Annotated in this window: 23 protein-coding genes and 1 pseudogene; 10 read left to right on the top strand and 14 right to left on the bottom strand. The window is 67.5% G+C overall.

Annotated features, from left to right (window positions below):
- Window positions 1-315 (bottom strand): ATP-binding cassette domain-containing protein (locus tag ACFYOU_RS24135; protein WP_391308343.1); only part of this gene is annotated, 315 nt, incomplete at its 3' end.
- A gap of 12 nt (window positions 316-327) precedes the next feature.
- Entirely contained in the window at window positions 328-993 is a 666-nt protein-coding gene (locus ACFYOU_RS24130; RefSeq protein ID WP_391308341.1) for a DUF4097 family beta strand repeat-containing protein, read from the bottom strand.
- Between the two features lie 226 nt (window positions 994-1,219).
- On the opposite strand from ACFYOU_RS24130, the pseudogene ACFYOU_RS24125 reads away from it, so the two are divergent.
- Window positions 1,220-1,955, top strand: a pseudogene (locus ACFYOU_RS24125) (helix-turn-helix domain-containing protein).
- Here the strand turns inward: ACFYOU_RS24125 and ACFYOU_RS24120 are convergent.
- Window positions 1,956-2,870: a LysR substrate-binding domain-containing protein gene (locus tag ACFYOU_RS24120; protein WP_391308370.1), complete on the bottom strand. Its 915-nt coding sequence runs from the start codon at window positions 2,868-2,870 to the stop codon at window positions 1,956-1,958.
- A 150-nt stretch (window positions 2,871-3,020) separates the two neighbouring features.
- Here ACFYOU_RS24120 and ACFYOU_RS24115 point away from each other — a divergent pair, with 150 nt between their 5' ends.
- On the top strand, window positions 3,021-3,554 hold the full coding sequence (locus ACFYOU_RS24115; RefSeq protein WP_391308339.1) for a GNAT family N-acetyltransferase: 534 nt from the start codon (window positions 3,021-3,023) through the stop codon (window positions 3,552-3,554).
- An 80-nt stretch (window positions 3,555-3,634) separates the two neighbouring features.
- On the opposite strand, the gene ACFYOU_RS24110 is transcribed toward ACFYOU_RS24115, so the two are convergent.
- Entirely contained in the window at window positions 3,635-4,840 is a 1,206-nt protein-coding gene (locus tag ACFYOU_RS24110) for an MFS transporter (protein WP_391308338.1), read from the bottom strand.
- A 92-nt stretch (window positions 4,841-4,932) separates the two neighbouring features.
- Between ACFYOU_RS24110 and ACFYOU_RS24105 the strand changes: the two genes are divergently transcribed.
- Window positions 4,933-5,304, top strand: coding sequence for a MerR family transcriptional regulator (locus ACFYOU_RS24105; protein WP_391308336.1), 372 nt, complete (start codon window positions 4,933-4,935; stop codon window positions 5,302-5,304).
- 350 nt (window positions 5,305-5,654) lie between these two features.
- On the opposite strand, the gene ACFYOU_RS24100 is transcribed toward ACFYOU_RS24105, so the two are convergent.
- The 3 genes from ACFYOU_RS24100 to ACFYOU_RS24090 all read right to left on the bottom strand — a co-directional run bounded on the left by ACFYOU_RS24100 (window position 5,655) and on the right by ACFYOU_RS24090 (window position 6,842).
- A complete protein-coding gene (locus ACFYOU_RS24100; RefSeq protein WP_391308334.1) occupies window positions 5,655-6,050 on the bottom strand; it encodes a hypothetical protein in 396 nt (131 codons plus the stop codon).
- A gap of 103 nt (window positions 6,051-6,153) precedes the next feature.
- Entirely contained in the window at window positions 6,154-6,510 is a 357-nt protein-coding gene (locus ACFYOU_RS24095; RefSeq protein ID WP_391308332.1) for a hypothetical protein, read from the bottom strand.
- A complete protein-coding gene (locus ACFYOU_RS24090) occupies window positions 6,507-6,842 on the bottom strand; it encodes a hypothetical protein (protein ID WP_391308330.1) in 336 nt (111 codons plus the stop codon). Before ACFYOU_RS24090 ends, ACFYOU_RS24095 begins: the two co-directional genes overlap by 4 nt.
- A gap of 200 nt (window positions 6,843-7,042) precedes the next feature.
- Between ACFYOU_RS24090 and ACFYOU_RS24085 the strand changes: the two genes are divergently transcribed.
- The 3 genes from ACFYOU_RS24085 (at window position 7,043) to ACFYOU_RS24075 (ending at window position 9,279) form a co-directional block, all read left to right on the top strand.
- Complete coding sequence (locus tag ACFYOU_RS24085) at window positions 7,043-8,293, top strand: hypothetical protein (RefSeq protein ID WP_391308328.1); 1,251 nt, start codon at window positions 7,043-7,045, stop codon at window positions 8,291-8,293.
- A gap of 327 nt (window positions 8,294-8,620) precedes the next feature.
- Window positions 8,621-9,019, top strand: a complete 399-nt coding sequence (locus ACFYOU_RS24080; protein ID WP_391308327.1) for a hypothetical protein — start codon at window positions 8,621-8,623, stop codon at window positions 9,017-9,019.
- Window positions 9,016-9,279 (top strand): hypothetical protein, encoded by a 264-nt coding sequence (locus ACFYOU_RS24075; RefSeq protein ID WP_391308325.1) that lies wholly within the window; start codon window positions 9,016-9,018, stop codon window positions 9,277-9,279. The genes ACFYOU_RS24080 and ACFYOU_RS24075 overlap by 4 nt, the downstream gene beginning before the upstream one ends.
- Window positions 9,280-9,865: 586 nt before the next feature.
- Here the strand turns inward: ACFYOU_RS24075 and dnaB are convergent.
- Entirely contained in the window at window positions 9,866-11,353 is a 1,488-nt protein-coding gene (gene dnaB / locus ACFYOU_RS24070; RefSeq protein WP_391308323.1) for a replicative DNA helicase, read from the bottom strand.
- Window positions 11,354-11,803: 450 nt separating this feature from the next.
- On the opposite strand from dnaB, the gene ACFYOU_RS24065 reads away from it, so the two are divergent.
- Window positions 11,804-13,150: an MATE family efflux transporter gene (locus tag ACFYOU_RS24065; protein ID WP_391308321.1), complete on the top strand. Its 1,347-nt coding sequence runs from the start codon at window positions 11,804-11,806 to the stop codon at window positions 13,148-13,150.
- Between the two features lie 148 nt (window positions 13,151-13,298).
- Here the strand turns inward: ACFYOU_RS24065 and rplI are convergent, their stop codons facing one another.
- The 4 genes from rplI to rpsF all read right to left on the bottom strand — a co-directional run bounded on the left by rplI (window position 13,299) and on the right by rpsF (window position 15,007).
- Complete coding sequence (rplI, locus tag ACFYOU_RS24060; RefSeq protein WP_389764128.1) at window positions 13,299-13,745, bottom strand: 50S ribosomal protein L9; 447 nt, start codon at window positions 13,743-13,745, stop codon at window positions 13,299-13,301.
- Window positions 13,746-13,763: 18 nt separating this feature from the next.
- Window positions 13,764-14,000 carry a 30S ribosomal protein S18 gene (gene rpsR / locus ACFYOU_RS24055; RefSeq protein ID WP_003949403.1) on the bottom strand — a complete coding sequence of 79 codons (237 nt, stop codon included), beginning with the start codon at window positions 13,998-14,000 and terminating at the stop codon, window positions 13,764-13,766.
- Window positions 14,001-14,044: 44 nt separating this feature from the next.
- Window positions 14,045-14,644, bottom strand: a complete 600-nt coding sequence (locus ACFYOU_RS24050; RefSeq protein WP_385496405.1) for a single-stranded DNA-binding protein — start codon at window positions 14,642-14,644, stop codon at window positions 14,045-14,047.
- Between the two features lie 72 nt (window positions 14,645-14,716).
- Entirely contained in the window at window positions 14,717-15,007 is a 291-nt protein-coding gene (gene rpsF, locus ACFYOU_RS24045; protein WP_006604399.1) for a 30S ribosomal protein S6, read from the bottom strand.
- Window positions 15,008-15,267: 260 nt separating this feature from the next.
- Between rpsF and ACFYOU_RS24040 the strand changes: the two genes are divergently transcribed.
- The 3 genes from ACFYOU_RS24040 (at window position 15,268) to ACFYOU_RS24030 (ending at window position 17,999) form a co-directional block, all read left to right on the top strand.
- The gene (locus ACFYOU_RS24040; protein ID WP_391308318.1) at window positions 15,268-15,582 is read left to right on the top strand and encodes a hypothetical protein; all 315 of its coding nucleotides are present in this window, start codon (window positions 15,268-15,270) and stop codon (window positions 15,580-15,582) included.
- Between the two features lie 156 nt (window positions 15,583-15,738).
- Window positions 15,739-16,860 carry a lipid II:glycine glycyltransferase FemX gene (locus ACFYOU_RS24035; RefSeq protein WP_385496403.1) on the top strand — a complete coding sequence of 374 codons (1,122 nt, stop codon included), beginning with the start codon at window positions 15,739-15,741 and terminating at the stop codon, window positions 16,858-16,860.
- Between the two features lie 107 nt (window positions 16,861-16,967).
- On the top strand, window positions 16,968-17,999 hold the full coding sequence (locus tag ACFYOU_RS24030; RefSeq protein WP_385496402.1) for an alanine racemase: 1,032 nt from the start codon (window positions 16,968-16,970) through the stop codon (window positions 17,997-17,999).
- 218 nt (window positions 18,000-18,217) lie between these two features.
- Here the strand turns inward: ACFYOU_RS24030 and ACFYOU_RS24025 are convergent, their stop codons facing one another.
- The gene (locus tag ACFYOU_RS24025; protein ID WP_391308315.1) at window positions 18,218-19,774 is read right to left on the bottom strand and encodes a glycosyltransferase 87 family protein; all 1,557 of its coding nucleotides are present in this window, start codon (window positions 19,772-19,774) and stop codon (window positions 18,218-18,220) included.
- 159 nt (window positions 19,775-19,933) lie between these two features.
- Window positions 19,934-22,777, bottom strand: a complete 2,844-nt coding sequence (locus tag ACFYOU_RS24020) for a transglycosylase domain-containing protein (RefSeq protein ID WP_391308314.1) — start codon at window positions 22,775-22,777, stop codon at window positions 19,934-19,936.
- Window positions 22,778-22,946 lie beyond the last annotated feature (169 nt).

Here is a 22,946-nt window from a genome sequence, read left to right as displayed (position 1 = left end):
CGCCATGAGGAGCATGTTCTCCTCACCCGTGATCAGACCGTCGACCGCCGAGAACTGCCCCGTCACACCGATCACCGACCGCACCCCCTGCGGTGCGGTGACCGGGTCGTGGCCGCCGACCCGCACGGCGCCCGTGCCCGGGCCGGCGGAGACGAGGGTGGAAAGGATCTTCACGACGGTGGTCTTGCCCGCACCGTTCGGGCCCAGTAGGGAGAAGACCGTTCCTTCGGGGACGGCCAGGTCCACGCCGTCGAGGACGACCTTGTCACCGTAGGACTTGCGCAGTCCGTCAGCCGCGATGGCCAGCTTGGTCATGATGGGTGCTCCTCAGAGGCTGCGGGCGTGGATGTCGCCCTGGGTGGTGGTCGCGTGGATGTTCAGAGCGGCGTCGCCGTCGGCGTTCTTGAGCGCGTTGTTGATCCGGCCGCGGTCGGTCCCGGCGTCCAGGGAGGCGCTCACGCCGCGGGCGGCGCCGATCGTCACGTCGCCGGACACGGTGCTCAGCTTGACGAGGCCGCGCGTGGCCTCGGTGACGTGGATGTCGCCCTTCTGGGTGCTGATCTCCGCGGGGCCACCCAGGCAACCGACCGAGACGTCGCCGGCCAGGAGGGTGAGGTGGGCGCTCGCCGTCTCGTCGAGCTTGACGGAACCGTGCGAGCCCTCGAAGACGACGTCGCCGAGTCGTCCGACGCCCCGGAAATCGGTGCTGGCCGCCTTCGCCTCGACCCGGGAGCCGGCGGGCAGCTGGACCGTCACCTCGATGACTCCGGAGCTGCCGAGCACCCGGTTCTTCACCGCGGACTCGATGCGCAGAACGCCGTCGCCGTACTCGACCGTGGTCCGCTCCGCCGCCTTCACGTCACGACCGTTCGAAGGGTCCGCGGGCAGGACCTCGACCGCGGTGTCGGCCCGCTCGGCAGCGATCAACTGGATGCGTCCCACGGGGATGTCGAGGACGGCGGTGATCGGGGCGGGGGTGTCGAACTTCTGCATGGTGGTCTCTCCTGCGGTTGCTTGTTTCTGACACCGCAAACGCTACGTTGCGTTCACAGATTGAGCAACACACTCGTTGCACTCAAAGCACATCAGTGCAGCTCAGAGCATCAATATCGTTGCATCGGCTGCATTTCTAACGCAACGCCAGATTCCCATTCCGTTGCATTGAGTAGAGAGTGAACGCTATGCTGACGGCACTGAAGAAGCACGGAAGGAGATCGCGGTGCCGGGAGGCAGGCTCACCCGGCAGGATTGCCAGCAGATCGCCCTGGGGCTGGCCGACGGACTCCCCTACGCGGAGATCGCCAGACGCAACGACCGCCCGACCTCGACGATCACGCGTGAGGTGATGCGCAACGGCGGCCCCCACCGCCTACCGCGCCGACCTGGCCCACCGCGCCACCGAACGCCGCACCCAACGGCGCACGCCGGCAGCGCCCCGGGGGAACCATGCGCCCCCGCAGGCCCACGGACGCGATGCCGAGGCCGTGCGCGAGTACGAGGAGGCCTTCACCACGCTCCTCATGCAATCGGGCCTGCCCAAGATGATGGCGCGGGTGCTGACCTGCCTCTACACCACCGACGCGGGCAGCCTCACCGCGTCCGAACTGGTCCAACACCTCCAGGTCAGCCCGGCGTCCATCTCCAAATCGGTCGCGTTCCTCGAAAGCCAGGGCCTCGTCCGCCGGGAACGGGACGAAGGGCGCCGGGAGCGCTACGCCGTCGACAACGACGTCTGGTACCAGTCGATGGTGGCGGGCGCCCGGTCCCACGCCCGGCTCGCCGAGACCGCCCGACAGGGCGTCAGCGTCCTCGGCCCCGACACTCCGGCCGCCGCCCGTCTGGAGGGCATCGCCCGCTTCGTCGACTTCGTCGGCGAGAGCATCACCCGCGCCTCGGAACAGGCCCGTGAAATCCTCAACACGGGGGCCGAACCGGGCTCGGACGACACCGCCTGATCAACCGGTGACGGCCCCGAACTCCCGGGCAGCAGCAAGGTAGGCGCGCACCACTGGCCGTCCGTCGTCCCGGCGGGCGGCCACCGCCAGTCGAGACGCGGAGACGCCCCGCACCGGCACGGCGACCACCCCGTCCCGGACGACCAGCGCGGCGTTGCCGGCGGCCAACAGCACCACCCCCTGGCCACCGGCCACCGCCTCGTGGGTCTCCTCGGCGCTGGCCACCACCCCGCCGATCCGCGGTGGTCGACCGTCCCGGGCGTCCAGGGCGAGCCAGTGGTCCCGCAGCGGGCCGGCGTCCGGGGGCAACGCGAGGAAGGGCTCCTCCAGCAGGTCGGCGAGGTCCACCGCGCCCTCGGGGTCCGACGCGGCCCGCGCCACCAGGGGGTGTGCGTCCGGGAGGGCGACCAGCCGGGGCTCGCGGGCCACCACCGCGAACCGGTAGCGCGCCTCGTCCGGCAGCGGCAACCAGACGAAGGCCACGTCACTGGACCCGTCCGCCAACCCGGCGCTGGGATCGGTCCAGTTGACCTGGCGCAGCACGGGCCGCGCGTCCGGATGCCGCGAGAAGAGTCGGGTCCGCAGGGCGGGCAGCAGTCCGCGGCCCGGGCTGGTGGACATGCCGATCACCAGCGTGCGCCCCCCGGCGGTCTTCGCCTCCTCCACCGCCGCCTCCGCGGCCCGCCAGGCGGCGAGCACCGCGCGCGCGTGCGGCAACAGGGCCTCCCCCACCGCGGTCAGCCGCACGGTCCGCCGGTCCCGTACGAACAGGGGCGCGCCCAGTCGCTTCTCCAGCACCCGGATCTGCTTGCTGAGGGCGGGTTGGGAGACGAACAGCCGCTCGGCGGCGCGGGTGAAGCTCAACTCCTCGGCGACCGAGGTGAAGTAGTGCAGGTCCCGTCCGTGGACGTTCATCATGCATGGCTACCGCAACCGGACGTGGACGCCTCCCCCGTGCGGCGTACCACCGAGCGGGAGGAAGCACGCCGGGGGCCCGGCTTCGACCCGGTGTGACGGTGTGACGGTGTCTGGCAGGATCGGCCCGTGGCTCGACACCCGGTTCACTTGAGCAGAATCGAGCTCGCGGACTGGCGAGCCGTCCACTCCTGGGCTTCCCTGGCCCGGGTCTGCCGCTTCCAGACCTGGGGACCGAACTCCGAAGAGCAGACGCGCGCGTTCGTGGCGGCTGCGGCCGATGCCTGGTCCCGCACGCCCCAGCAGCGGTTCGCCTACGTAGCGCGCGTCGACGGCGACCCGGTGGGCATGGGGGAGCTCCACGTCCGGAGCCGGGTCCGACGTCAAGGCGAGATCACCTACGTGGTGCACCCGGAGGTCTGGGGCCGGGGCGTGGGAACGGCCATCGGCCGGGAACTACTGGTGCGGGGGTTCGAGGAACTCGCACTGCACCGCGTCTACGCCACCTGCGACCCGCGCAACCTCGGGTCGGCCCGGGTGCTCGGCAAGCTCGGCATGACCCACGAAGGACGTCAGCGCCACACCGCGCTGCTCCGGGACGGCTGGCGGGACTCCGAGATGTTCAGCATCCTTGAGGACGAGTGGCGGGCGGACGCCCCAGCCTCCCGACCCCCGCCCGGATGAGGCGTCCAGCGCGGTTGCAGGGTCTCGGTTTCGATGACGTGTCGATCTTTTGCATCTCTTGGGTCGCGGGCAGCGGTGGTTCAGCGGCTGCCGAGTTCTCCCTTGGTGAACCCGTGTTCGCGCGCCGTGAGCACAGTGGCGAGTGCAGGGACGAGCAGTGCGAGCGCGACCCAACTCAGCCAGGATGCATCCAATCCGCTGAGGACGATGCCTCCGATGATGCCACCACCGGCGATTCCGACGTTCCATCCGGTGGTGAGGAGCGCTTGGGCGACATCGCCGGCGTCGCCTGCTGCTTCGGCGACTGCGGTCTGCAACAGGGTGGAGGTGCCGCCGAACGCGAGCCCCCAGAGCGCCGCGCTGGCGTAGACGAGCGAAGGCACGCCGGAGAAGATGCCGAGCAGCAGCGCGCACGTCGCGAAGAGCACACACGCGAGGATCATGAGGGGGCGCAGGCTCCGATGGACGAGCGCTCCGGCGATCCAGATGCTCACCAGCGACACCAGGCCGAAGGTGAGCAGCACGGCGTCGACTTGACCTGCCATGCCGAGCGGCTTGAGGAACGGGGCGATGTAGGTGTAGAGGATGCTGTGGGCGAGCACGAACGTGAGGGTCACGAAGAGCACGGGCGCTACGCCGGGAATGCGAAGGGTACGGGTGAGCGGGAGCCGTGAGCCCTTGGGCTGTCCGGGGAAGTTCGGCACCGCCGCGATGACCCACACGATCAACGCGAGCGTGAGGACGGTCATGATCCCGAACGCATATCGCCACTCGACGAGCTTGGCCAGAAGCGCCGCAGCAGGAACTCCGACGGACAGGGCAACGATTGCGCCCCCCATCGCGATCGCCATGGCCTTGCCGCGCTGATGTGAGGGAACCATCCGTACCGCGTACCCGGCCAACAGCGCCCAGAGCAACCCGCCGACGATGCCGCCGAGGCACCGGGCGGCTAGCGTAAGTGCGAAGCTCTCGGAGAGCGCGGTGACGGTGTTGGCGACCACGAGTCCTGCGATCGCCAACAGCAGCAGGTGTCGGCGCGGCCAGCCGATCGTCGCCTTGGTGAGCGGGATCGCGGCGAGGATCGCCCCGATCGCGAAGACGGTGACGCTCTGCCCGGCAGCACTCTCGCTCACACCCAGGTCTCGGCTCATCCCGGGAAGCATCCCGGCGGGCATCGTCTCGGTCAGGAGCGTGATGAACCCGGTGGCGGCCAAGGCCAGAAGACCCGCCAGCGGGAGCCGGGCGTTCGTTGTCGAGCGAGGTGTCAGAGTGTCTGGTCGTGTCATGGCCTTACCATCGATGGGTGACATCAGTGTGAAGGTCAACTCGATGTGCGCCGAGTCACAGAACGCCAGCCACGGAGGGCGAGGAGAGGGACATGCGGATCGGTGAGCTGTCGACGCGCACCCGGACTCCGATGAGGTTGCTGCGCTACTACGAGGAGCAGGAACTGATCGAGGCGAATCGACTGCCCAACGGATACCGGGACTACGAGGAGTACGTCGTAGACCGGGTTCTCCAGGTACGAGGCCTGCTCGATGCAGGGCTACCCACACGGATCATCAAGCAGATCCTGCCCTGCTTGAACACCCCCCGCACGATCCACATGCCCTACGTCACGCCGGACATGGTCGCAACGCTCGAACGCGAACGCGATCGCATGGCCGAGAAAATCGAATGCCTCACCAAGAACCACCGAGCCATCACCGATTACCTCGACGCCGCAAGCCGCAATATCCGAGCCTCCTAACCGATGCCGGGTCTGCTGCTGAGCCTATTGCCAGCCGTTCGGTCAGCTTCTCCGCATCCGCGACCGAATTTCACGGAAGTCGCGGCCTCGATGGAGGCAGAGCCCTTGGTGGAGGGGGCCCTGGGTTCCCATGGCGGTGCCCGCGGTACGACGTGAACTGCCGCACCGGGAGCTCCGACTCGAATCGGACCCGGGACTTTGAGGTCCTACAGTCCTGTGGGTTCTCACCTTCGGTGTCACGAGCCGACGCTATGACCTGGACGTTCCCCTCCAGTCTCACGACGTGTCGGCAAGCGGCTGTCTCAGATCGATGTCATTTCCTCAGACTGCCCAGCCGGCTGCGCCGGACCTCATGAACCTGCATCGGCGGCCGTCCGTTCCATCCACTCCCGCACCTTCACTGCTCGCTCGATGCGGTTGACGATGTCTTTCTTGGACGCCGTGTCCAAGGTCTCCGGGATCTTGTCGAAGGTGTCGGGAAGGACGTCGAGGAGACCCCAGATCTGCTCGCCGGTGCTGACGGTCAGCAGTTGCTGGCACCTCCACTGCAGCGGCACCTCGGGGCGGTGCGTGAGCCGCTGCACGAGTGTCGGGAACAGGTAGTGCGTCGCTTCTGCGGCGAGGTGCTCTCGTAGCCAGTCGACCGGGAGCCGCTGGCTGAAGCCGTGCAGGGCGGCCTCCTGGGCCAGGTCCAGGAGCTGAGCGGTGTCGACGGCTCGGACGGTGCGGGGAAGGGTCTGGGTCATGTCGCGATGATGCCAAGAAGCCCTCGGAACACCGAGAGGTCGGCGGGGGCGGGTTGAAATCTGTCAAGGAACTCGGCCCAGGCTTTCTCGAACTCGCCGGAAGTCACCCTTCCACGGACGGCTCGCCCTTTATGCGGATCCATTCATGGATGGTCTCGATGGCGTCGAGGAGGTCCTGGAAGGTGCAGAGGTCCCGGTGCTGTTGTCGGACCTGGCCTGTTGCCATGTCCCCGTACTCAAGCTCGGCTTCCCCGCTGCTCCAGACGATGAGCACGGCGACGGAGTCATCGTTTTCGAGCGTCATCCAGGTGCTGTTCTTGGTTCGGCCGTCCTCGGGCGACTGCTGGACCGCACCCGTGATTCCGCAGGATTGCAGGCGTTCCTCATGCTCGGCGAACCAGGCCTGGAGCCTCTGCGGCAGTTCGGCCGAGATGGACTGCTTTTCTTCGCTTTGTCTCATGGCTGGGTGATGAACCCTGCGGATCGGTCGAGCTGGAAAGGAGATCCGGCCTTGGTTGGTTCCCAGCCTCGGTCCCGTGCTTCTCGGATGCTGGCAGCAACGTGGGCTGGGCAGATGGGCACTGCCTCGGCACCCACCCAGTTGCTGGGATGGGCCTGGCCGCTGGTGACGATCAAGGTCGTGCCCGGCTGGCTGCCGCTGGCTGCTTCGACCGCATAGGTGATCGGTGTCCAGCAGAGTCCCTGCATGTAGGAGGGCTTCCTGCGGATCCGCCAGCGGTACTCGATCCCGTCAACGGTCATGCGCCGGGAGCCCTTCTTGCTCAGCGCCATCTTCGCCTCCTGCGCCGTTGGACTCTGATGTGTCGCCGCGGTCGCGAAGAGCAGGTTGCACGCGAACGTACCGAACGTTATCGCCGACAAGCACCTTCGGGACTACGGATGGGTTGATCAGCCCATAAGTTGGTGGCAGTGCCGAGCGACCCGGCACATCGCACCCGCCCCGGGTGCACTCACCGCGATCGGAGAGCACCGTGAAGAATAGGGCGTTGTGGCGTGTAGTTGACAACAAGAGTGGTACCCAGTCCATCGTCAGCACGCCCTCCGAGGCGGTCGCGTTCGTCAACAGCCGGTTCGACACCGATGACGACGACGAGCCGTTCAGCATCACTGAGGTCGGTCCTCTCCTTCCGAAGCCGCTCGGGGTCATCACCGCATGGGCCGCCGAGAAGGACAGCGAACGAACCGACGGGCGTACTGCCCCGATCACCATCAGGCCGGTTGTGACGGACAACGCCAGCGAGTGCGATGACGTCGTGCTCTGGGGCGACGTGTACGTCTCCTGGGACCACGACATGTACACCGTCGAGGAGCCGGACAGCTCCGAGTACAGCGAGGCTTACAGCGCAGCCGAGTTGAGTGCGATCCTCGACGAGTACGCCGACGACTATGAGTACGCGCCTGAAGGGCCTGAAGGGCCCGACAGCCACAGGTGGCCGAAACCGGAAGAGTTGATCACCTACGGCGCCCAGGAGTGTGCCAAGCGGTTCGGGCACCTCGACGACGACGCCCTGCTGTGGCTCGCTGCCACCCGCATCACGCTCGCCGTGTGGCGCAACACACCCGTCGAGAACTGGCATGCCGGGAAGAGTCCGCTCCACGACGGCACGATGATGCGGATCAACACGGCAACCACCCGACTCGTGCGCTCGATGCTGTCGTTCGACCATGTCGACTGGATCGGTCTCGGTCTCGCGATCGTCAACCCGTCCCGGGTTCTACCGACAGGGCAGTCCGTACTCGAGCTCGGGCTGGCCTGCCATAACCCTGACGACCCGGCGCACGAGGTTGATCCGCGCGAAGAACTCGCGGAGATGGCGCAGGTCGCGATCTCATGGGGGCGAAGGTACTGCCTTCACGAGAAGGAGTTCGGCCTGCGAACCCTGATCGAATCCTTCTGTGCGTCCGACAACGGCTGGTTCGGAGCACCGAGTTGGGGGCGCATCGTCGATCGGTTCCTTACAGCTGTCGACGACCGGGAGAATGCGCACTGGCGCATATACCAGGACAAGCCTTGGTTCAACGAGTGGTTCACCAACCGGCCGGCCGACATTGCGGACACCACGGAATTTCGTCGACTGCTCCTTGCCGGGCCCGACCTGCTGTCCGAGGAGGCCGCCGAATGGTGCGTGGATGGTGCCATCGGCTACGTCTGCCGGGACGACCACGCGAACGACTGCTGGCGGTGTGGTATCCCGCTGGCAACGGAGTCCCCCGACGAGTGAATGTGTGCACCAGCATAGAGAAGCAGCAATCCACTGACCGCACTCTCTCTCCCGCCTACTCGGCGGCCTCCCCTGCTTGGGGAGCCAATCGCGGCTCCACTGACTGGAGATGTGCGGGTGCTTCTGACGGATCTGTGGCAGCAACGCCGGCCCGGCTGCCCGCCGGTCGGCCACAATCTCCGTGAGCCCTACAGGAATGTCTGGGTCCGCTTCCACAGTCCGTCGGGTCTTTGACATCAGTATCACCGGCCTGCCGGTTTCTTGATAACCACGGCTTCCACGACACGGAGGTCGAGCAGGTCGCCGGACCTCCGGGATCATGACGCCATGCAACTCCGATACTTCAATCAAACCGGATGGACCGCCATCTTCAATGGCACTGAGACCGATATCGGTCGCATGGTGCGCGTGGAGGGATGGGATCCCGCAATCGGGACAGCCTTGGTGGTCCACCCGCAACGAGGGGCACTGCGCCAGGTCACGGACTACGTGGACTTCTCCCACTTGGAGCGGGCCGATCAAATAGTCGCCGCGATACCCGGTGGGGGATGGCGGGCACACTGGACGGATGAAGGGCCGGGTGGATCACCTCTCACGGAGCAGGTGCTGGCCTGGTTGATCACTTCGCAGGGCCGGGCGACTGCCATCACAGTCGATGCTCAGGGGCATGTGGAGGACGCCGACAGCGCCGACGCCTTCATACCTCCGGGTGAGGAGCTTCAGTGACGGCGTCGATGCCGCAACAGGCGGGCCCGGCGTCCGAGGGTCGGGTTCGGGCCGCCGGCTTCCAGGTGCTCTTCCTCGTGGAACCGGACGAGGCGATCGAAGAGGTCTGCAACGTCGATGCCGAGGTTCATCTTGCCGACGGGTCGCGCTGGAGTTCCACGATCTTCACTCTCGCCGAGGTGGATCGGCTCATGCGGAGCTGGGAGACGAGCGGAGAGGCGGTCTCCGGGCAGTGCTTCTTCTACGCGGAGACCGCCTGATCGTGCGGAATCCCGGCATCGGCAGCATGGTGCGCGTGATTGCCGGGCTCGTGGCATCCGGCGCGTTCGACAGGGTGTTCCGACGCATTGCCGACCTGTCATGATCATGCCGCGTCTCAGGGCATCGTGTTGTCCTGCATCAGCGAAGAGGAGCCTCGTCAGTTCGAGACGCGACTCGTAGATCACGTGGTCGCGCGTCGTGGCGGACCAGTAGGTGCCCGAGTAGTGCCGCTGGCCCCTATACCAGCGAAAGGTTCGCCAGGGTGACGCCGCCGCAAGCAGGTCGATCGAGGACGCGCTCCACTCCCGGTTCTCAACCTGGCTGCCATCCGGGCCCCGCAGGCTCACGGTGATCGATGCCGCTCTCAGCCCTGCCGCCATGCGTCACCCCCCGGATCGTCGGCCGCCTCCTCCGCGAGCGCTACGTTCGCATCCGTGTGAGGCTCCCACGCCGGACCTAAGGCAAGGTCAGCCGAACGAGTGAAGGCAGTGGCCAGCGATTCTCAATCCCATGTCAGTTCGGCCAATCAGATGACATTGCGACTGAGAAAATGACACGGGATTTGAGAACCTACACAGTCCCGCCCTACGTCTGGGCCATGTCCACGAAGCGGGAGTAGTGCCCCTGGAACGCGACCGTGATCGTCGCGGTGGGCCCGTTCCGGTGCTTGGCCACGATCAGGTCGGCCTCCCCCGCACGGGGTGACTCCTTCTCGTAGGCGTCCTCCCGGTGCAGCAGGATCACCATGTCGGCGTCCTGCTCGATGGAACCCGACTCGCGGAGGTCGGAGACCATGGGCTTCTTGTCGGTGCGCTGCTCGGGACCACGGTTCAGCTGGGAGAGGGCGATCACCGGGACCTCCAGTTCCTTGGCCAGGAGCTTCAGGTTCCGGGACATGTCCGAGACCTCCTGCTGGCGGCTCTCGGCCCGCTTCGAACCGCCCGACTGCATCAGCTGGAGGTAGTCGATGACGACCAGTCTGAGGTCGTTGCGCTGCTTCAGCCGGCGGCACTTGGCACGGATCTCCATCATCGACAGGTTCGGTGAGTCGTCGATGTACAGCGGGGCCGCCGAGACGTCGGGCATCCTGCGGGCCAGCCGGGTCCAGTCGTCGTCGGTCATCGTGCCGGACCGCATGTGGTGCAGCGCCACCCGGGCCTCGGCGGACAGCAGACGCATCGCGATCTCGTTGCGCCCCATTTCGAGGGAGAAGATCACGCTCGGCAGGTTGTTCTTGATGGAGGCCGCACGGGCGAAGTCCAGGGCGAGCGTCGACTTTCCCATCGCGGGGCGGGCCGCGATGACGATCATCTGGCCGGGGTGCAGCCCGTTGGTGAGGGAGTCGAAGTCGGTGAACCCGGTCGGCACACCGGTCATCTCGCCGCTGCGCGAGCCGATCGCCTCGATCTCGTCGAGCGCGCCCTCCATGATGTCGCCGAGCGGCAGGTAGTCCTCGCTGGTGCGCTGCTCGGTGACGGCGTAGATCTCCGCCTGTGCGCTGTTGACGATCTCGTCGACGTCCCCGTCGGCCGCGTACCCCATCTGCGTGATGCGGGTGCCCGCCTCGACCAGGCGGCGCAGCACGGCCCGTTCGTGCACGATCTCGGCGTAGTACTCGGCGTTGGCCGCGGTGGGCACCGTCTGCACCAGGCCGTGCAGGTACGAGGCACCACCGACCCGGGTGATCTCCCCGCGTTTGGTGAGCTCCGCCGCGACGGTGATGGGGTCGGCCGGCTCGCCCTTGGCGTAGAGGTCCAGGATCGCCTGGTAGATCGTCTCGTGCGCGGGCCGGTAGAAGTCGTGGCCCTTGATGACCTCGACGACGTCGGCGATGGCGTCCTTGGACAGCAGCATGCCGCCGAGCACGGACTGTTCGGCGTCGAGGTCCTGCGGCGGCACCCGTTCGAACGCCGGTCCGGCGCCGTCCCAGGCTCCTTCACCGCCGCGGTCGTGGCGGTCGTCCCGACCGCGGCTGCGGTCACGGTCACGGTCACCGCGCTGACGGGAGACGGGTAGACGGTCACTGGGACCGCTGTCGGCCCACGGCTCGTCCAAGGGCTCGGAAATGCTCACCGGGCCACCTCCTCCCGTCCGCCGAGCGGACCTCGCCGTGCCCCTCATTCCTACGGCACGACACTGACAAATGTGAGGCCCGACTCCAGCTGCGACGCGTCGGTTTTGCGAGGATTCCGACGCCGGGAGACAGGACGGGCGCCGGACCACGGTAGGCCCGCGGCCACCGTCAGCCAATCTGGTTATCCACAGGCTCTGTGGATAACAGCCCTCACGCTGTGGAGAAACTGCCGAAACCTGTGCACGAGCCGGTGGACAGTCCTGTGAACAAGACCTCGTCCCTGGTCACCAACCCTGGCTGACCTGGCCTTTTGCCATCCACCGGCTGTGCAGAAGAAAAACTTTCCCGAGCGGACCAAGATCTGCGGAAACTCCGCGACACCAGGGGCCACACGCTCACCAATGTAAGGACCCTTAGCTAGTTGCATCTCTTACCTGTGGACGATTACCTTGGTGCCCATGACACAGGCCCCCGTGACGACCAAGGCTGCCCGGCGCCGGCACGACCGCGAGATCGTCACCCTGGCCGTGCCCGCCTTCGGTGCACTCGTCGCCGAGCCCCTGTTCCTGATGGCCGACAGTGCGATCGTCGGCCATCTCGGCACCGCGCAACTCGCCGGACTCGCCATCGCCTCGGCCCTGCTGTTGACCGCGGTGAGCGTGTTCGTCTTCCTCGCCTACGCCACCACCGCCACCGTCTCCCGCATGGTCGGCGCGGGCGATCTGCAAGGAGCCATACGTCAGGGTGTCGACGGGGTCTGGCTCGCCATCCTGCTCGGGGTGGTCGTCACCGCCCTCACCCTGCCCACGGCCCCCGCCCTGGTCGAGCTGTTCGGCGCCTCCGACACGGCCGCTCCCTACGCACTGACCTATCTACGGATCTCGGCCCTCGGCATACCCGCCATGCTGATCGTCCTTGCCGCGACCGGCATCCTCCGGGGCCTCCAGAACACCAAGACCCCGCTGTACGTCGCCATCGGCGGCTTCGTGGCGAACGCGGTGCTCAATGTGGTCCTCGTCTACGGCGCGGGCTTCGGCATCGCAGGTTCCGCCTGGGGCACGGTGATCGCCCAATGGGGCATGGCCACCGTCTACGGCTACGTGGTCGTCCGAGGAGCCCGACGCCACGGTGCTTCCCTGCGGCCGGACGCGGCAGGCATACGTGCCAGCGCCCGGACCGGAGCCCCGCTCCTCGTGCGCACGCTCTCGCTCCGGCTGATCATGATCATCGCTACCGCCGTGGCCGCCCGGCTCGGCGACGCGGACGTGGCCGCGCACCAGATCGTGGTGAACCTGTGGACCCTGCTCGCCTTCGCCCTCGATGCGATCGCCATCGCCGGTCAAGCCATCATCGGCCGCTACCTGGGGGCGAACGACCCCGAAGGGGCCAAGGCCGTCTGTCGTCGGATGGTGGAGTGGGGGGTGATCTCCGGCATTGTCCTGGGCGCCCTGGTCGTCCTCACCAGTCCGCTGTACATCCCGCTGTTCAGCAGCGATTCCGCGGTGCGGGACGCTGCTCTTCCCGCGCTGATCGTGATCGCCGTCGCCCAACCGATCTGCGGCATCGTCTTCGTCCTCGATGGAGTTCTCATGGGAGCCGGGGACGGCCCCTACCTCGCGGGCGCCATGGTGGTCACCCTGGTGGCCTTCCTCCCGATGGTGCTTCTCGTCCCGGTTCTCGACGGCGGGCTCACCGCCGTCTGGGTCGCGATGAGCCTGATGATGGTGGTGCGCATGCTGACGCTCTGGCTGCGCTCTCGGTCCGGCCGCTGGATCGTGACGGGCGCCACCCGCTGAACGGCAGACGCCACCCCGCTGAGCACCGCATGTTTCACGTGAAACCGGACGCCGGGGCCGTCCCGGCAGGCCCGGACGAACGAGTGGGGCCACACCCCGAAGGGTGCGGCCCCACTCATCGAGCGTGAAGGCTCAGTGCAACACGGCCTCAGGCCGCGACGACCTCGACGTTGACCTTGGCGGCCACCTCGGGGTGCAGACGCACGGACGTCGTGTGGGCGCCCAGCGTCTTGATCGGCGAGCCCAGCTCGATGCGGCGCTTGTCGACCTCGGGACCGCCCGCAGCCTTGATCGCCGAAGCGACGTCGGCCGGGGTGACGGAACCGAAGAGACGACCGGCGTCGCCGGAGCGGACGGCCAGACGGACCTTGACACCTTCGAGGCGGGCCTTGATCTCGTTGGCCTGCTCGATGGTGGCGATCTCGTGGATCTTGCGGGCGCGGCGGATCTGCGCCACGTCCTTCTCGCCACCCTTGGTCCAGCGGATCGCGAAGTTCCGCGGGATCAGGTAGTTGCGAGCGTAACCGTCCTTGACGTCAACGACGTCGCCAGCGGTACCGAGGCCGGAGACCTCGTGGGTGAGGATGATCTTCATGTTTCGGTCACCCTTCCCTTATCGCGCGGTGGAGGTGTAGGGCAGCAGCGCCATCTCACGGCTGTTCTTCACGGCCGTGGCGACGTCACGCTGGTGCTGCGTGCAGTTGCCGGTCACGCGGCGGGCACGGATCTTGCCGCGGTCGGAAATGAACTTCCGCAGCATGTTCGTGTCCTTGTAGTCCACGTACGTGACCTTGTCCTTGCAGAATGCGCAGACCTTCTTCTTCGGCTTGCGCACAGGCGGCTTCGCCATGGTGATTCTCCTGTGTGATCAAGAAGTGGGGTACGGGCCCGCCCTTAGAAGGGGGGCTCGTCCGAGTAGCCGCCGCCACTGCCGCCGCTGGAGCTTCCGCCCCAGCCGCCACCGCCGCTGCCGCCCTGCTGCTGACCGCCGCCGGACGGAGCTCCGGTCGCCCAGGGATCGTCGGCGGGAGCGCCGCCGCCCTGCTGCTGACCGCCACCGGGGCCGCCGCCCCAGTTGCCGCCCTGCTGGCCGCCACCGCCGCCGCCGTACCCGCCCTGGCCACCGCGACCGGTGGTCTTGGTGACCTTGGCCGTGGCGTTCTTCAGGCTGGGGCCGACTTCCTCGACGTCCAGCTCGTAGACCGTGCGCTTGACACCCTCACGGTCCTCGTACGACCGCTGCTTCAGTCGGCCCTGCACGACGACGCGCATGCCTCGCTGAAGCGACTCTGCGACGTTCTCCGCCGCCTGACGCCAGACCGAGCAGGTGAGGAACAGGCTCTCGCCGTCCTTCCACTCATTGGTCTGCTTGTCAAAGGTGCGGGGCGTGGACGCGACACGGAACTTCGCGACCGCCGCACCGGAGGGGGTGAAGCGCAGCTCGGGGTCTTCGACAAGATTGCCGACGACCGTGATGACGGTCTCGCCTGCCATGGGGAACCTCTCGGCGATTGCTGCTGGCTGCTTGTGCTGCTACTCGATGCCCGGAACCGCTGAGCCGGTGGCTCAGTGGGTCTCGGGACGGAGGACCTTGGTCCGGAGGACCGACTCGTTCAGGTTCATCTGTCGGTCGAGCTCCTTGACGACCGCAGGCTCAGCCTGGAGGTCGATGACCGAGTAGATGCCCTCGGGCTTCTTCTTGATCTCGTACGAGAGCCGACGACGGCCCCAAGTGTCGACCTTCTCCACCTTGCCGTTGCCCTCGCGGACCACGGAAAGGAAGTTCTCGATCAGGGGGGAGACAGCGCGCTCCTCCAGATCGGGGTCGAGGATGACCATCACCTCGTAGTGACGCATGTGGAACCCACCTCCTCTGGACTCAACGGCCACGGTCGTTCCGTGGCAGGAGGGTTGTGATGCGTACGCAACGGTATCGACCACCACTGACAGTCAGGCCCCTCGACGGGACCGGGCAGCTCACGGGCAGACACCGGTGCAGACGGTACAGACTACCCGCACACCCGCTTCCGGTTGAAATCCGCCGGTACCCCGTCGCACTCTGTATGCATCGGGTTGTAGGGCGCTACCACGCGCCGCCCTTCCGCAGGAGGTGCCCCATGGCACAGGCAATGCGACCGAACACCGGTGTCTCGATCATCGCCACCGACGGCAAGCCCCATCCGCTCCAGGACACGCTCGTCGTGGTCACCCTGGTCCTGGGCCTGACGGCCGCCATCAGCTCGATCTGGAGCGATCTGCACCTGCTCAGCTCCTGGGCCGGCCTGGTCGGCATCCTGCTGGGCGGATACGGCCAGTACATCTCGGAGACCACCCGCGAACGGTTCGGCCTGATCCTGGGTCTCGGCGCCTCGGCCTTCGGTTTCTTCATCGGCATGGCACACGGCGGCCTGTTCGGCGGCCTCATCGGCTGACGGGCCCGCGGTCGGTCGCCCGTCTGCCGACGGGGCCGCATCCGCGGAACGGGCCGTACGGGCCAGTCGGGGCGCTCCCCGGGCGCAGTAGGCTTCGGCGCGAGAGCCGGAGCCCCTGTCAGCATGGGGACATACGAGCCCGAGGAGCGCCCCCGCATGAGCCTGACCCTGAGGACCATCAGCCGAGAGCAGCATCTGGCCTACATCCAGAGCCTGCCCTCGGCAAGCCACATGCAGGTTCCGGCCTGGGCTGACGTCAAGGCCGAGTGGCGCTCCGAGAGTCTCGGGTGGTTCGACCCGAGAACCGGTGCGATGGTGGGCGCCGGTCTCGTGCTGTACCGCCAACTCCCCAAGATCAAGCGCTATCTCGCCTATCTGCCCGAGGGCCCGGTCATCAACTGGTTCGCACCGAACCTGGACGACTGGCTGCGGCCGATGCTCGCGCACCTGAAGCAACAGGGCGCGTTCTCCGTGAAGATGGGCCCGCCGGTGATCATCCGCCGCTGGGAGTCCACCTCCATCAAGAGGGGCATCCAGGACCCGGACGTCAAGCGACTGCGGGACGTCGAGGCCGACTTCATCGAGCCGCGCGCCTTCGAGGTGGCCGACCGGCTGCGTCGCATGGGGTGGCAGCAGGGCGAGGACGGCGGTGCCGGCTTCGGCGACGTGCAGCCCCGCTACATCTTCCAGGTGCCGCTCGCGAACCGTTCCCTGGAGGACGTCCACAAGGGCTTCAACCAGTTGTGGCGAAGGAACATCAAGAAGGCCGAGAAGGCGGGCGTCGAGGTCGTCCAGGGCGGATACCACGACCTGGAGGAGTGGCAGCGGCTGTACGAGATCACCGCCGTTCGCGACCGCTTCCGGCCGCGTCCCCTCTCGTACTTCCAGCGCATGTGGACGACCCTCAACACCGAGGACCCCAACCGCATGCGCCTGTACTTCGCGCGCCACGGTCACGACAACCTGGCGGCGGCGACGATGCTCGTGGTCGGCGGACACGTCTGGTACTCGTACGGGGCGTCCGACAACAAGGGCCGGGAGTTCCGCCCGTCGAACGCCATGCAGTGGCGCATGCTGCGGGACGCCTACGCGCTCGGGGCGACCGTCTACGACCTGCGGGGCATTTCGGACTCGTTGGACGAGTCCGACCACCTCTTCGGGTTGATCCAGTTCAAGGTCGGCACCGGCGGGCAGGCCGCCGAGTACCTGGGTGAGTGGGACTTCCCGCTGAACAAGCTGCTCCACAAGGCCCTCGACATTTACATGTCGCGTCGCTGAGCCGACCGCTCGTCCCCTCCGGTGTGCCGGCGATCCGGGGCACTTGGCAGAATCCTGTCCATTATCTCTGTTTCACGGCAGCCACGAGAAAGGTTCCGGGACCGGCCATGGCGCTCACGCTCAATGTCGATACCGCGCGCTGGCGGGCACATCACAAGCACGTGCTCGAACAGTTCCCGGGCATCGTCCCGGTGTGCAAGGGCAACGGATACGGGTTCGGTCACGAACGGCTCGCCGAGGAGGCCACCCGTTTCGGCTCGGACGTCCTCGCCGTGGGAACCACCTACGAAGCCGCGCGGATCAAGGACTGGTTCAGTGGTGACCTGCTGGTCCTGACCCCGTTCCGACGGGGCGAGGAACCGGTGCCGCTGCCCGACCGGGTGATCCGTTCGGTGTCCTCGGTGGACGGGGTGCACGGTCTGGTCGGTGCCCGTGTCGTCATCGAGGTCATGTCGACGATGAAGCGGCACGGGGTGAGCGAGCAGGACCTCCCGCAGTTGCACGCCGCGATCGAGGACGTCCGGCTGGAGGGCTTCGCCATCCACCTGCCGCTGGACCGCGCCGACGGCTCGGACGCCGTCGAGGAGGTCATCGGCTGGATGGACCGGCTCCGCGCGGCCCGGCTGCCGTTGCACACCATGTTCGTCAGCCATCTGCGGGCGGAGGAACTGGCCCGGCTCCAGCAGCAGTTCCCGCAGACCCGGTTCCGCGCGCGGATCGGTACGCGCCTGTGGCTGGGGGACCACGACGCCACGGAGTACCGCGGCGCGGTCCTCGACGTCACCCGGGTGGCCAAGGGCGAGCGGTTCGGTTACCGCCAGCAGAAGGTGGCCTCCGACGGCTATCTGGTGGTCGTCGCCGGCGGCACCTCGCACGGGGTGGGCCTGGAGGCCCCGAAGGCCCTGCACGGAGTGATGCCCCGGGCCAAGGGGGTGGCCCGCGCGGGACTGGCGACGGTGAACCGCAACCTCTCGCCGTTCGTGTGGGGCGGCAAGCAGCGCTGGTTCGCGGAGCCCCCGCACATGCAGGTGTCGATCCTGTTCGTGCCCTCGGACGCACCCGAGCCGAGGGTGGGCGACGAGTTGGTGGCGCATCTGCGGCACACCACGACGCAGTTCGACCGCCTCGTGGAGCGCTGAGCCGGGTTTCCCCACGCCCTCGCGGTCCGAGGGCTCCCGTCGGCGCCTCCTGACCGCTCAGGGGCCCGTAGGAGGCCCACAGGTGGCTGCGGGGCACGGGCGGGAGGGCCCGTTCGGCCCCGTAGCGGGCAGACCACCGTTCCGCGTCCCGGACGCGGTACGGGTGAGGGCGGCACACGATCGGATCGTGTGCCGCCCTCACCCGTACCGCCCCTCGACTACGTTCGCTCAGAGCGAACATCCTCCGGGCCGTCCTCGGCACCCTTGCGGTCCACGGGCCGCCCCCAGCCGACCCGGACCTCCCCCACCGGCTCCGTACGGCTGCCCCAGCGCGCCCGGGAGCCGATCGTGAAGACGTCGGGCGCCCGGTCCAACACTCCGCCCGAGGGATCGTCGTCGCCACTGCGGCGCACCACGTCCCGTTCCGGCAGCAGGATGTCGCGCACGACCACGGCGCACAGGTACAGCGTCCCGATCAGGTGCGCGCTGATGGCGAGGTGGTACCCGTCCGGCGGCAGTCCGCGGTGGGCGTCGCCGCTGGTCGTGTAGGCGAGGTACATCCAGATGCCGAGGAAGTACGCCACCTCGCACGCCTGCCAGATCAGGAAGTCCCGCCAGCGCGGCCGGGCGAGCACGGCCAGGGGCACCAGCCACAACACGTACTGGGGGGAGTACACCTTGTTGGTGAGGATGAACGCCGCGACGACGAGGAAGGCGAGTTGCGCGAGTCGGGGGCGCCGCGGGGCCATGAGGACGAGCGGGATCATCGCCAGGCAGATGATGATCATCAGGAACATGCCGTAGTTGTTGGCGCTCTCCGGGGTGATGTGCACGTTCATCCGCTGCGAGATCATCAGCCAGATGGATCCGAAGTCGATGCCCCGCTCACGGCTGAACGAATAGAACTTCGCCCACCCCTCGGGTGCCATCGCCATCACGGGGACGTTCACCAGCAACCAGGCTCCGACCGCGCCGCAGAACGCCGTCCCGAACTCCCGCCACTTGCCCGCCCGCCAGCAGAGCAGGAACAAGGGGCCGAGCACCAGGAACGGGTAGAACTTCGCGGCGGTCGCCAGCCCCAGCAGCACGCCGAAGGCGAGCGGGCGCCCACGGGACCACATCAGGAGGGCCGCGGCCAGCAGGGCCACCGCGAACAGGTCCCAGTTGATGGTGGCGGTGAGGGCGAACGCGGGCGCCAGGGCCACCAGCAGGCCGTCCCAGGGGCGTCGGCGGTGGGTACGGGCCACACACACCGCGATGACCACCGCGCACACCATCAGCATGCCGGCATTGGCGAACCAGTAGATCTGCTGCTGGTGCTGGAGGGTGCCGCTCCCCGGGGTGAGCCACGCGGCGACTTCCATGAAGACACCGGTGAGCACGGGGTACTCCAGGTACTCCATGTCCCCGGGCAGCCGGTCGAAGTAGGGGATCAGACCGTCCGCGAAGCCCCGCCCCGAGTACAGGTGCGGGATGTCCGAGTAGCAGGCGTGGGTGTACTGGGAGCTGGCACCGAAGAACCAGGCGCCGTCGTAACACGGGAACTTCTGCACCATGCCGAGGGCGAACGTCCCGATCATCACGAGCGCGATGACGCGCACCGGCGTCCACCAGTGGGCCCCGACCAACGCTCGCCGACCCAGCGGGCCTCCGATCAGATCGCTGCCGACCGCGGCGATCTTGTCCTCCCGGGTCGGCGCGACCACATCCGTCCGTGACCGGGGCGCCGGGTCCGGCTGGTGGACTTCGGGCGGAGTCGTCTCTGCACTGGGCATGGCGAACATCCTGCCGTACGAAGCCGGGGGAGTCCGAAGCAGAGCGAGGGCCGTCGCACGAGAAGTGCGACGGCCCTCGTTTCACGTGAAACATCGGACACGCTCAGTGAGCGATCAAGCAGCTCGGCACCGGGCCCTCAGCGAGGAATCCCGCCCCGGTCAGGGATCACCCGCGCCTCCGAAGCCTCCGACCATGCCCGCATTGCCTCCGGTGGGATTGCCTCCGTTGGCACCACCGCTACCGCTGCCACTGCCGTTCCCGCTGCCGTTCCCGCTGCCGCCTGGCTGGCCCGGTGAGGCAGAGCCGGGCGGGGTCGAGCCGCCGTTCGCAGCTCCACCGTTCGCAGCGCCTCCATCAGCGGCCCCGCCGTTCGCAGCCCCGCCGTTCGCGGCACCTCCATTGGCGGCCCCGCCGTTCGCGGCACCTCCGTCGGCGGCTCCACCGTTCGCGGCTCCACCGTTGTTGTTGCAGTCCCAGTCCCACTCACCGCACGTGTTGCTCGGCGTCGTCGGCGGGGTCGTTTTGTCCTCTTCCTCTTCTTCCTTCTCCGTCGTCGGAGGCGTGGTCGGCTCCTTCGTCTCCTTCTCGACCTCTTCGGTGGCCGAGGGGGTGGTGGAGGGAGAGGGGGACCTGTTGAAGACCTTGCCGACGACCTCACCGGGCTCGGGGAAGGGCTCGTGCTCCGCGTCCTTCAGCGCCTCGGACATGTAGTCCTCCCAGAGCTGCGCCGGGATGTCACCACCGTGGATGGACGACACGCCACCGGTGCCGTTCATGGAGAGCAGCTTCCCCTCCTTGGGGTCGGTCCGGAAGAGGGTGACCGAGGTGGAGAGCTCACGGGTGTAGCCGACGAACCAGGCGGACTTGTTCTTGTCGGTGGTACCCGTCTTGCCCGCCACGGGGAAGCCGATGTCCTTGATCCTCTCGGCCGTACCGTTCTGGACCACGTTCTCCAGCACCTTGGTCACGGTGTCCGCGACGGGGGCGTCCAAGGCCCTGCGCTCCTTGGGCGGCTTGAAGCCGGGCACCGGCTCGCCCTTGCGTTCCACCTTGGTCACCGAGTACGGGTCGTACTGCTTGCCCGAGTTGGCGAAGACCGCGTACGAGTCGGCCATCCGGATGGCGCTCGGGGTCGAGGTGCCCAGGGAGAACGAGGCGTTGCCCAGGTTCCCCTTGTCGAAGCTCTCCTCCAGGATGCCCAGCTTCTTGGTGGTCGTCCGGGTGTTGGCGAGGCCGACGTCGATGCCGAGCTGGACGAACGGGGTGTTGATGGACTTCTCCATCGCGAAGTCCAAGGTCACGTCGCCCCACATCGTGGTGCCCTCGTTCTTCTGGCGGAAGGGCCGGCCCTTGGCGTCCTTGATGGGGTTGCCGTCCTTGTCGTTGATCACGAGAAGGTCGTCGCCGTTGTACTTGGTCTCCGGAGAGAGGGCTTCTCCGCCGCTCGCGTAGGTGCCGTGTTCCATCGCGGCGGCCAGCACGAAGGGCTTCCAGGTGGAGCCGACGGGCACACCGCTGGTGTTGGCGTTGTTGGTGTAGTGGCCCTTGTCGTAGCCCTCACCGCCGTACAGCGCCACGATCGCACCGTTCTTCGGGTCCACGGAGGCGGCCCCGAACTGGACCCAGTTGTCCTTCTTCCGCTTGTTCGGCTTGAGGAAGCCCTTCTTGGTGTCGTTCACCGCCTTCTCCAGCTGGCGGACCTTGTTCTTGTCGAACGTGGTGTGGATCCGGTAGCCGCCCTTCTCCAGCTCTTCGGGCTTCATTCCGGTCTTCTTCGCGACGTAGTCCTTGGCGACGTCGACCAGGTAGCCCGTCTGTCCACCGAGCGAGGAGGTCTGCTTCACCAGCTCCGGGAACTTGGTGTACTTCTTCCGCTCCTCCGCGGTCATGGAGCCCACCTCGACCCGACGGTCCAGGATCCACCGCCACCGCTTCTCGGCCCGCTCGCGGTTGGCCTCGGGCGTCGCGGCCGCTCCCACTCCGCCGTCGGGGTTGTAGAGGTTGGGGCCCTTGAGCAGCCCGGCGAGGAAGGCGGACTGTTCGACGGTCAGATCGTCGGAGTCACGACCGAAGTACGCCTGCGAAGCGGCCTGGATGCCGTACGCGTTGCGACCGTAGAAAGCGGTGTTGAGGTACCCGGCGAGGATCTCGTCCTTGCTGAGCTTGTTGTCGACCTTGACCGAGATGAAGAGTTCCTTGACCTTGCGGCTGATCGTCTGGTCCTGGGTGAGGAACGAGTTCTTCACGTACTGCTGGGTGATCGTCGAGCCGCCCTGGGTCTCACCCCCCGTGGCCATGTTGAACACGGCGCGGCCGATGCCCATCGGGTCGACACCCCGGTCCTTGCGGAAGGTGGCGTTCTCAGCCGCGATGACCGCTTCCTGCATCGAGGTGGCGATCTTGTGGATCTTGACGATCTGGCGGTTCTTCTCACCCCCCGTGGAGGCCATCTGAGAACCGTCCGACCAGAGGAAGACATTGCTCTCGGCCTCTGCGGCGTCATGCGCGTCCGGCACGCCCACCGCGGTGTACGCAATGGCAGCGGCGCCCATCAACAGGCCCATGAGGCCGACGAACGTACCGGTGACCAGTCGCCAGGAGGGCGTCCAACGCCGCCAGCCGTACTTGCCCGACCGCGGATAGTCGATGAATCGCTTCTTGGGGGGCGGGCCACCCCGGCCACGGCCACGGCCGGGGCCACTGCTCCCACCGGGACCGCCCGTTCTGCGGCCACCACCCCCGCCACCGCCGGGGCCCGCGCCGTCCGCCCCTCTACGGCGGGCGCCCCCGGACCGTTGAGCGGCGCGCCGGGCGTCCGCCCGGCCTCCGTAGGGGCGTTCCTCCGCGGCCGGCTCCCCCGTGGGGAAGTCATGGGAAGCGGACGGAGACGCAGCTTCGCTGGGCGGGGCCGCACGACGCCCCGTTGATCCGGACGTGCCGCGCCGTGCCGCGGCGCGTCCGCCGCTCTGCGGCTGCGGCGGTTTCCGACGGTGCTCGCTCATCGAACGACTACTCCTAGGGCAGGCGCTCCCGCGCCTGGAAACGGCGGCTGTCTTCCAGTTCCCCCCGACATACGGATGCGGCACCGCTCGACACCCATCCGCAATGCGCCCGGGACAGCCGCGCCCTCGGGCGTCACTCGGCATCCCCTGAACTGCATGCCGCACAGAC

The sequence above is a fragment of the Streptomyces sp. NPDC005955 genome (assembly GCF_042871255.1).
Lineage (GTDB): Bacteria > Actinomycetota > Actinomycetes > Streptomycetales > Streptomycetaceae > Streptomyces.
This window is presented reverse-complemented; position numbering and strand designations above follow the sequence as displayed.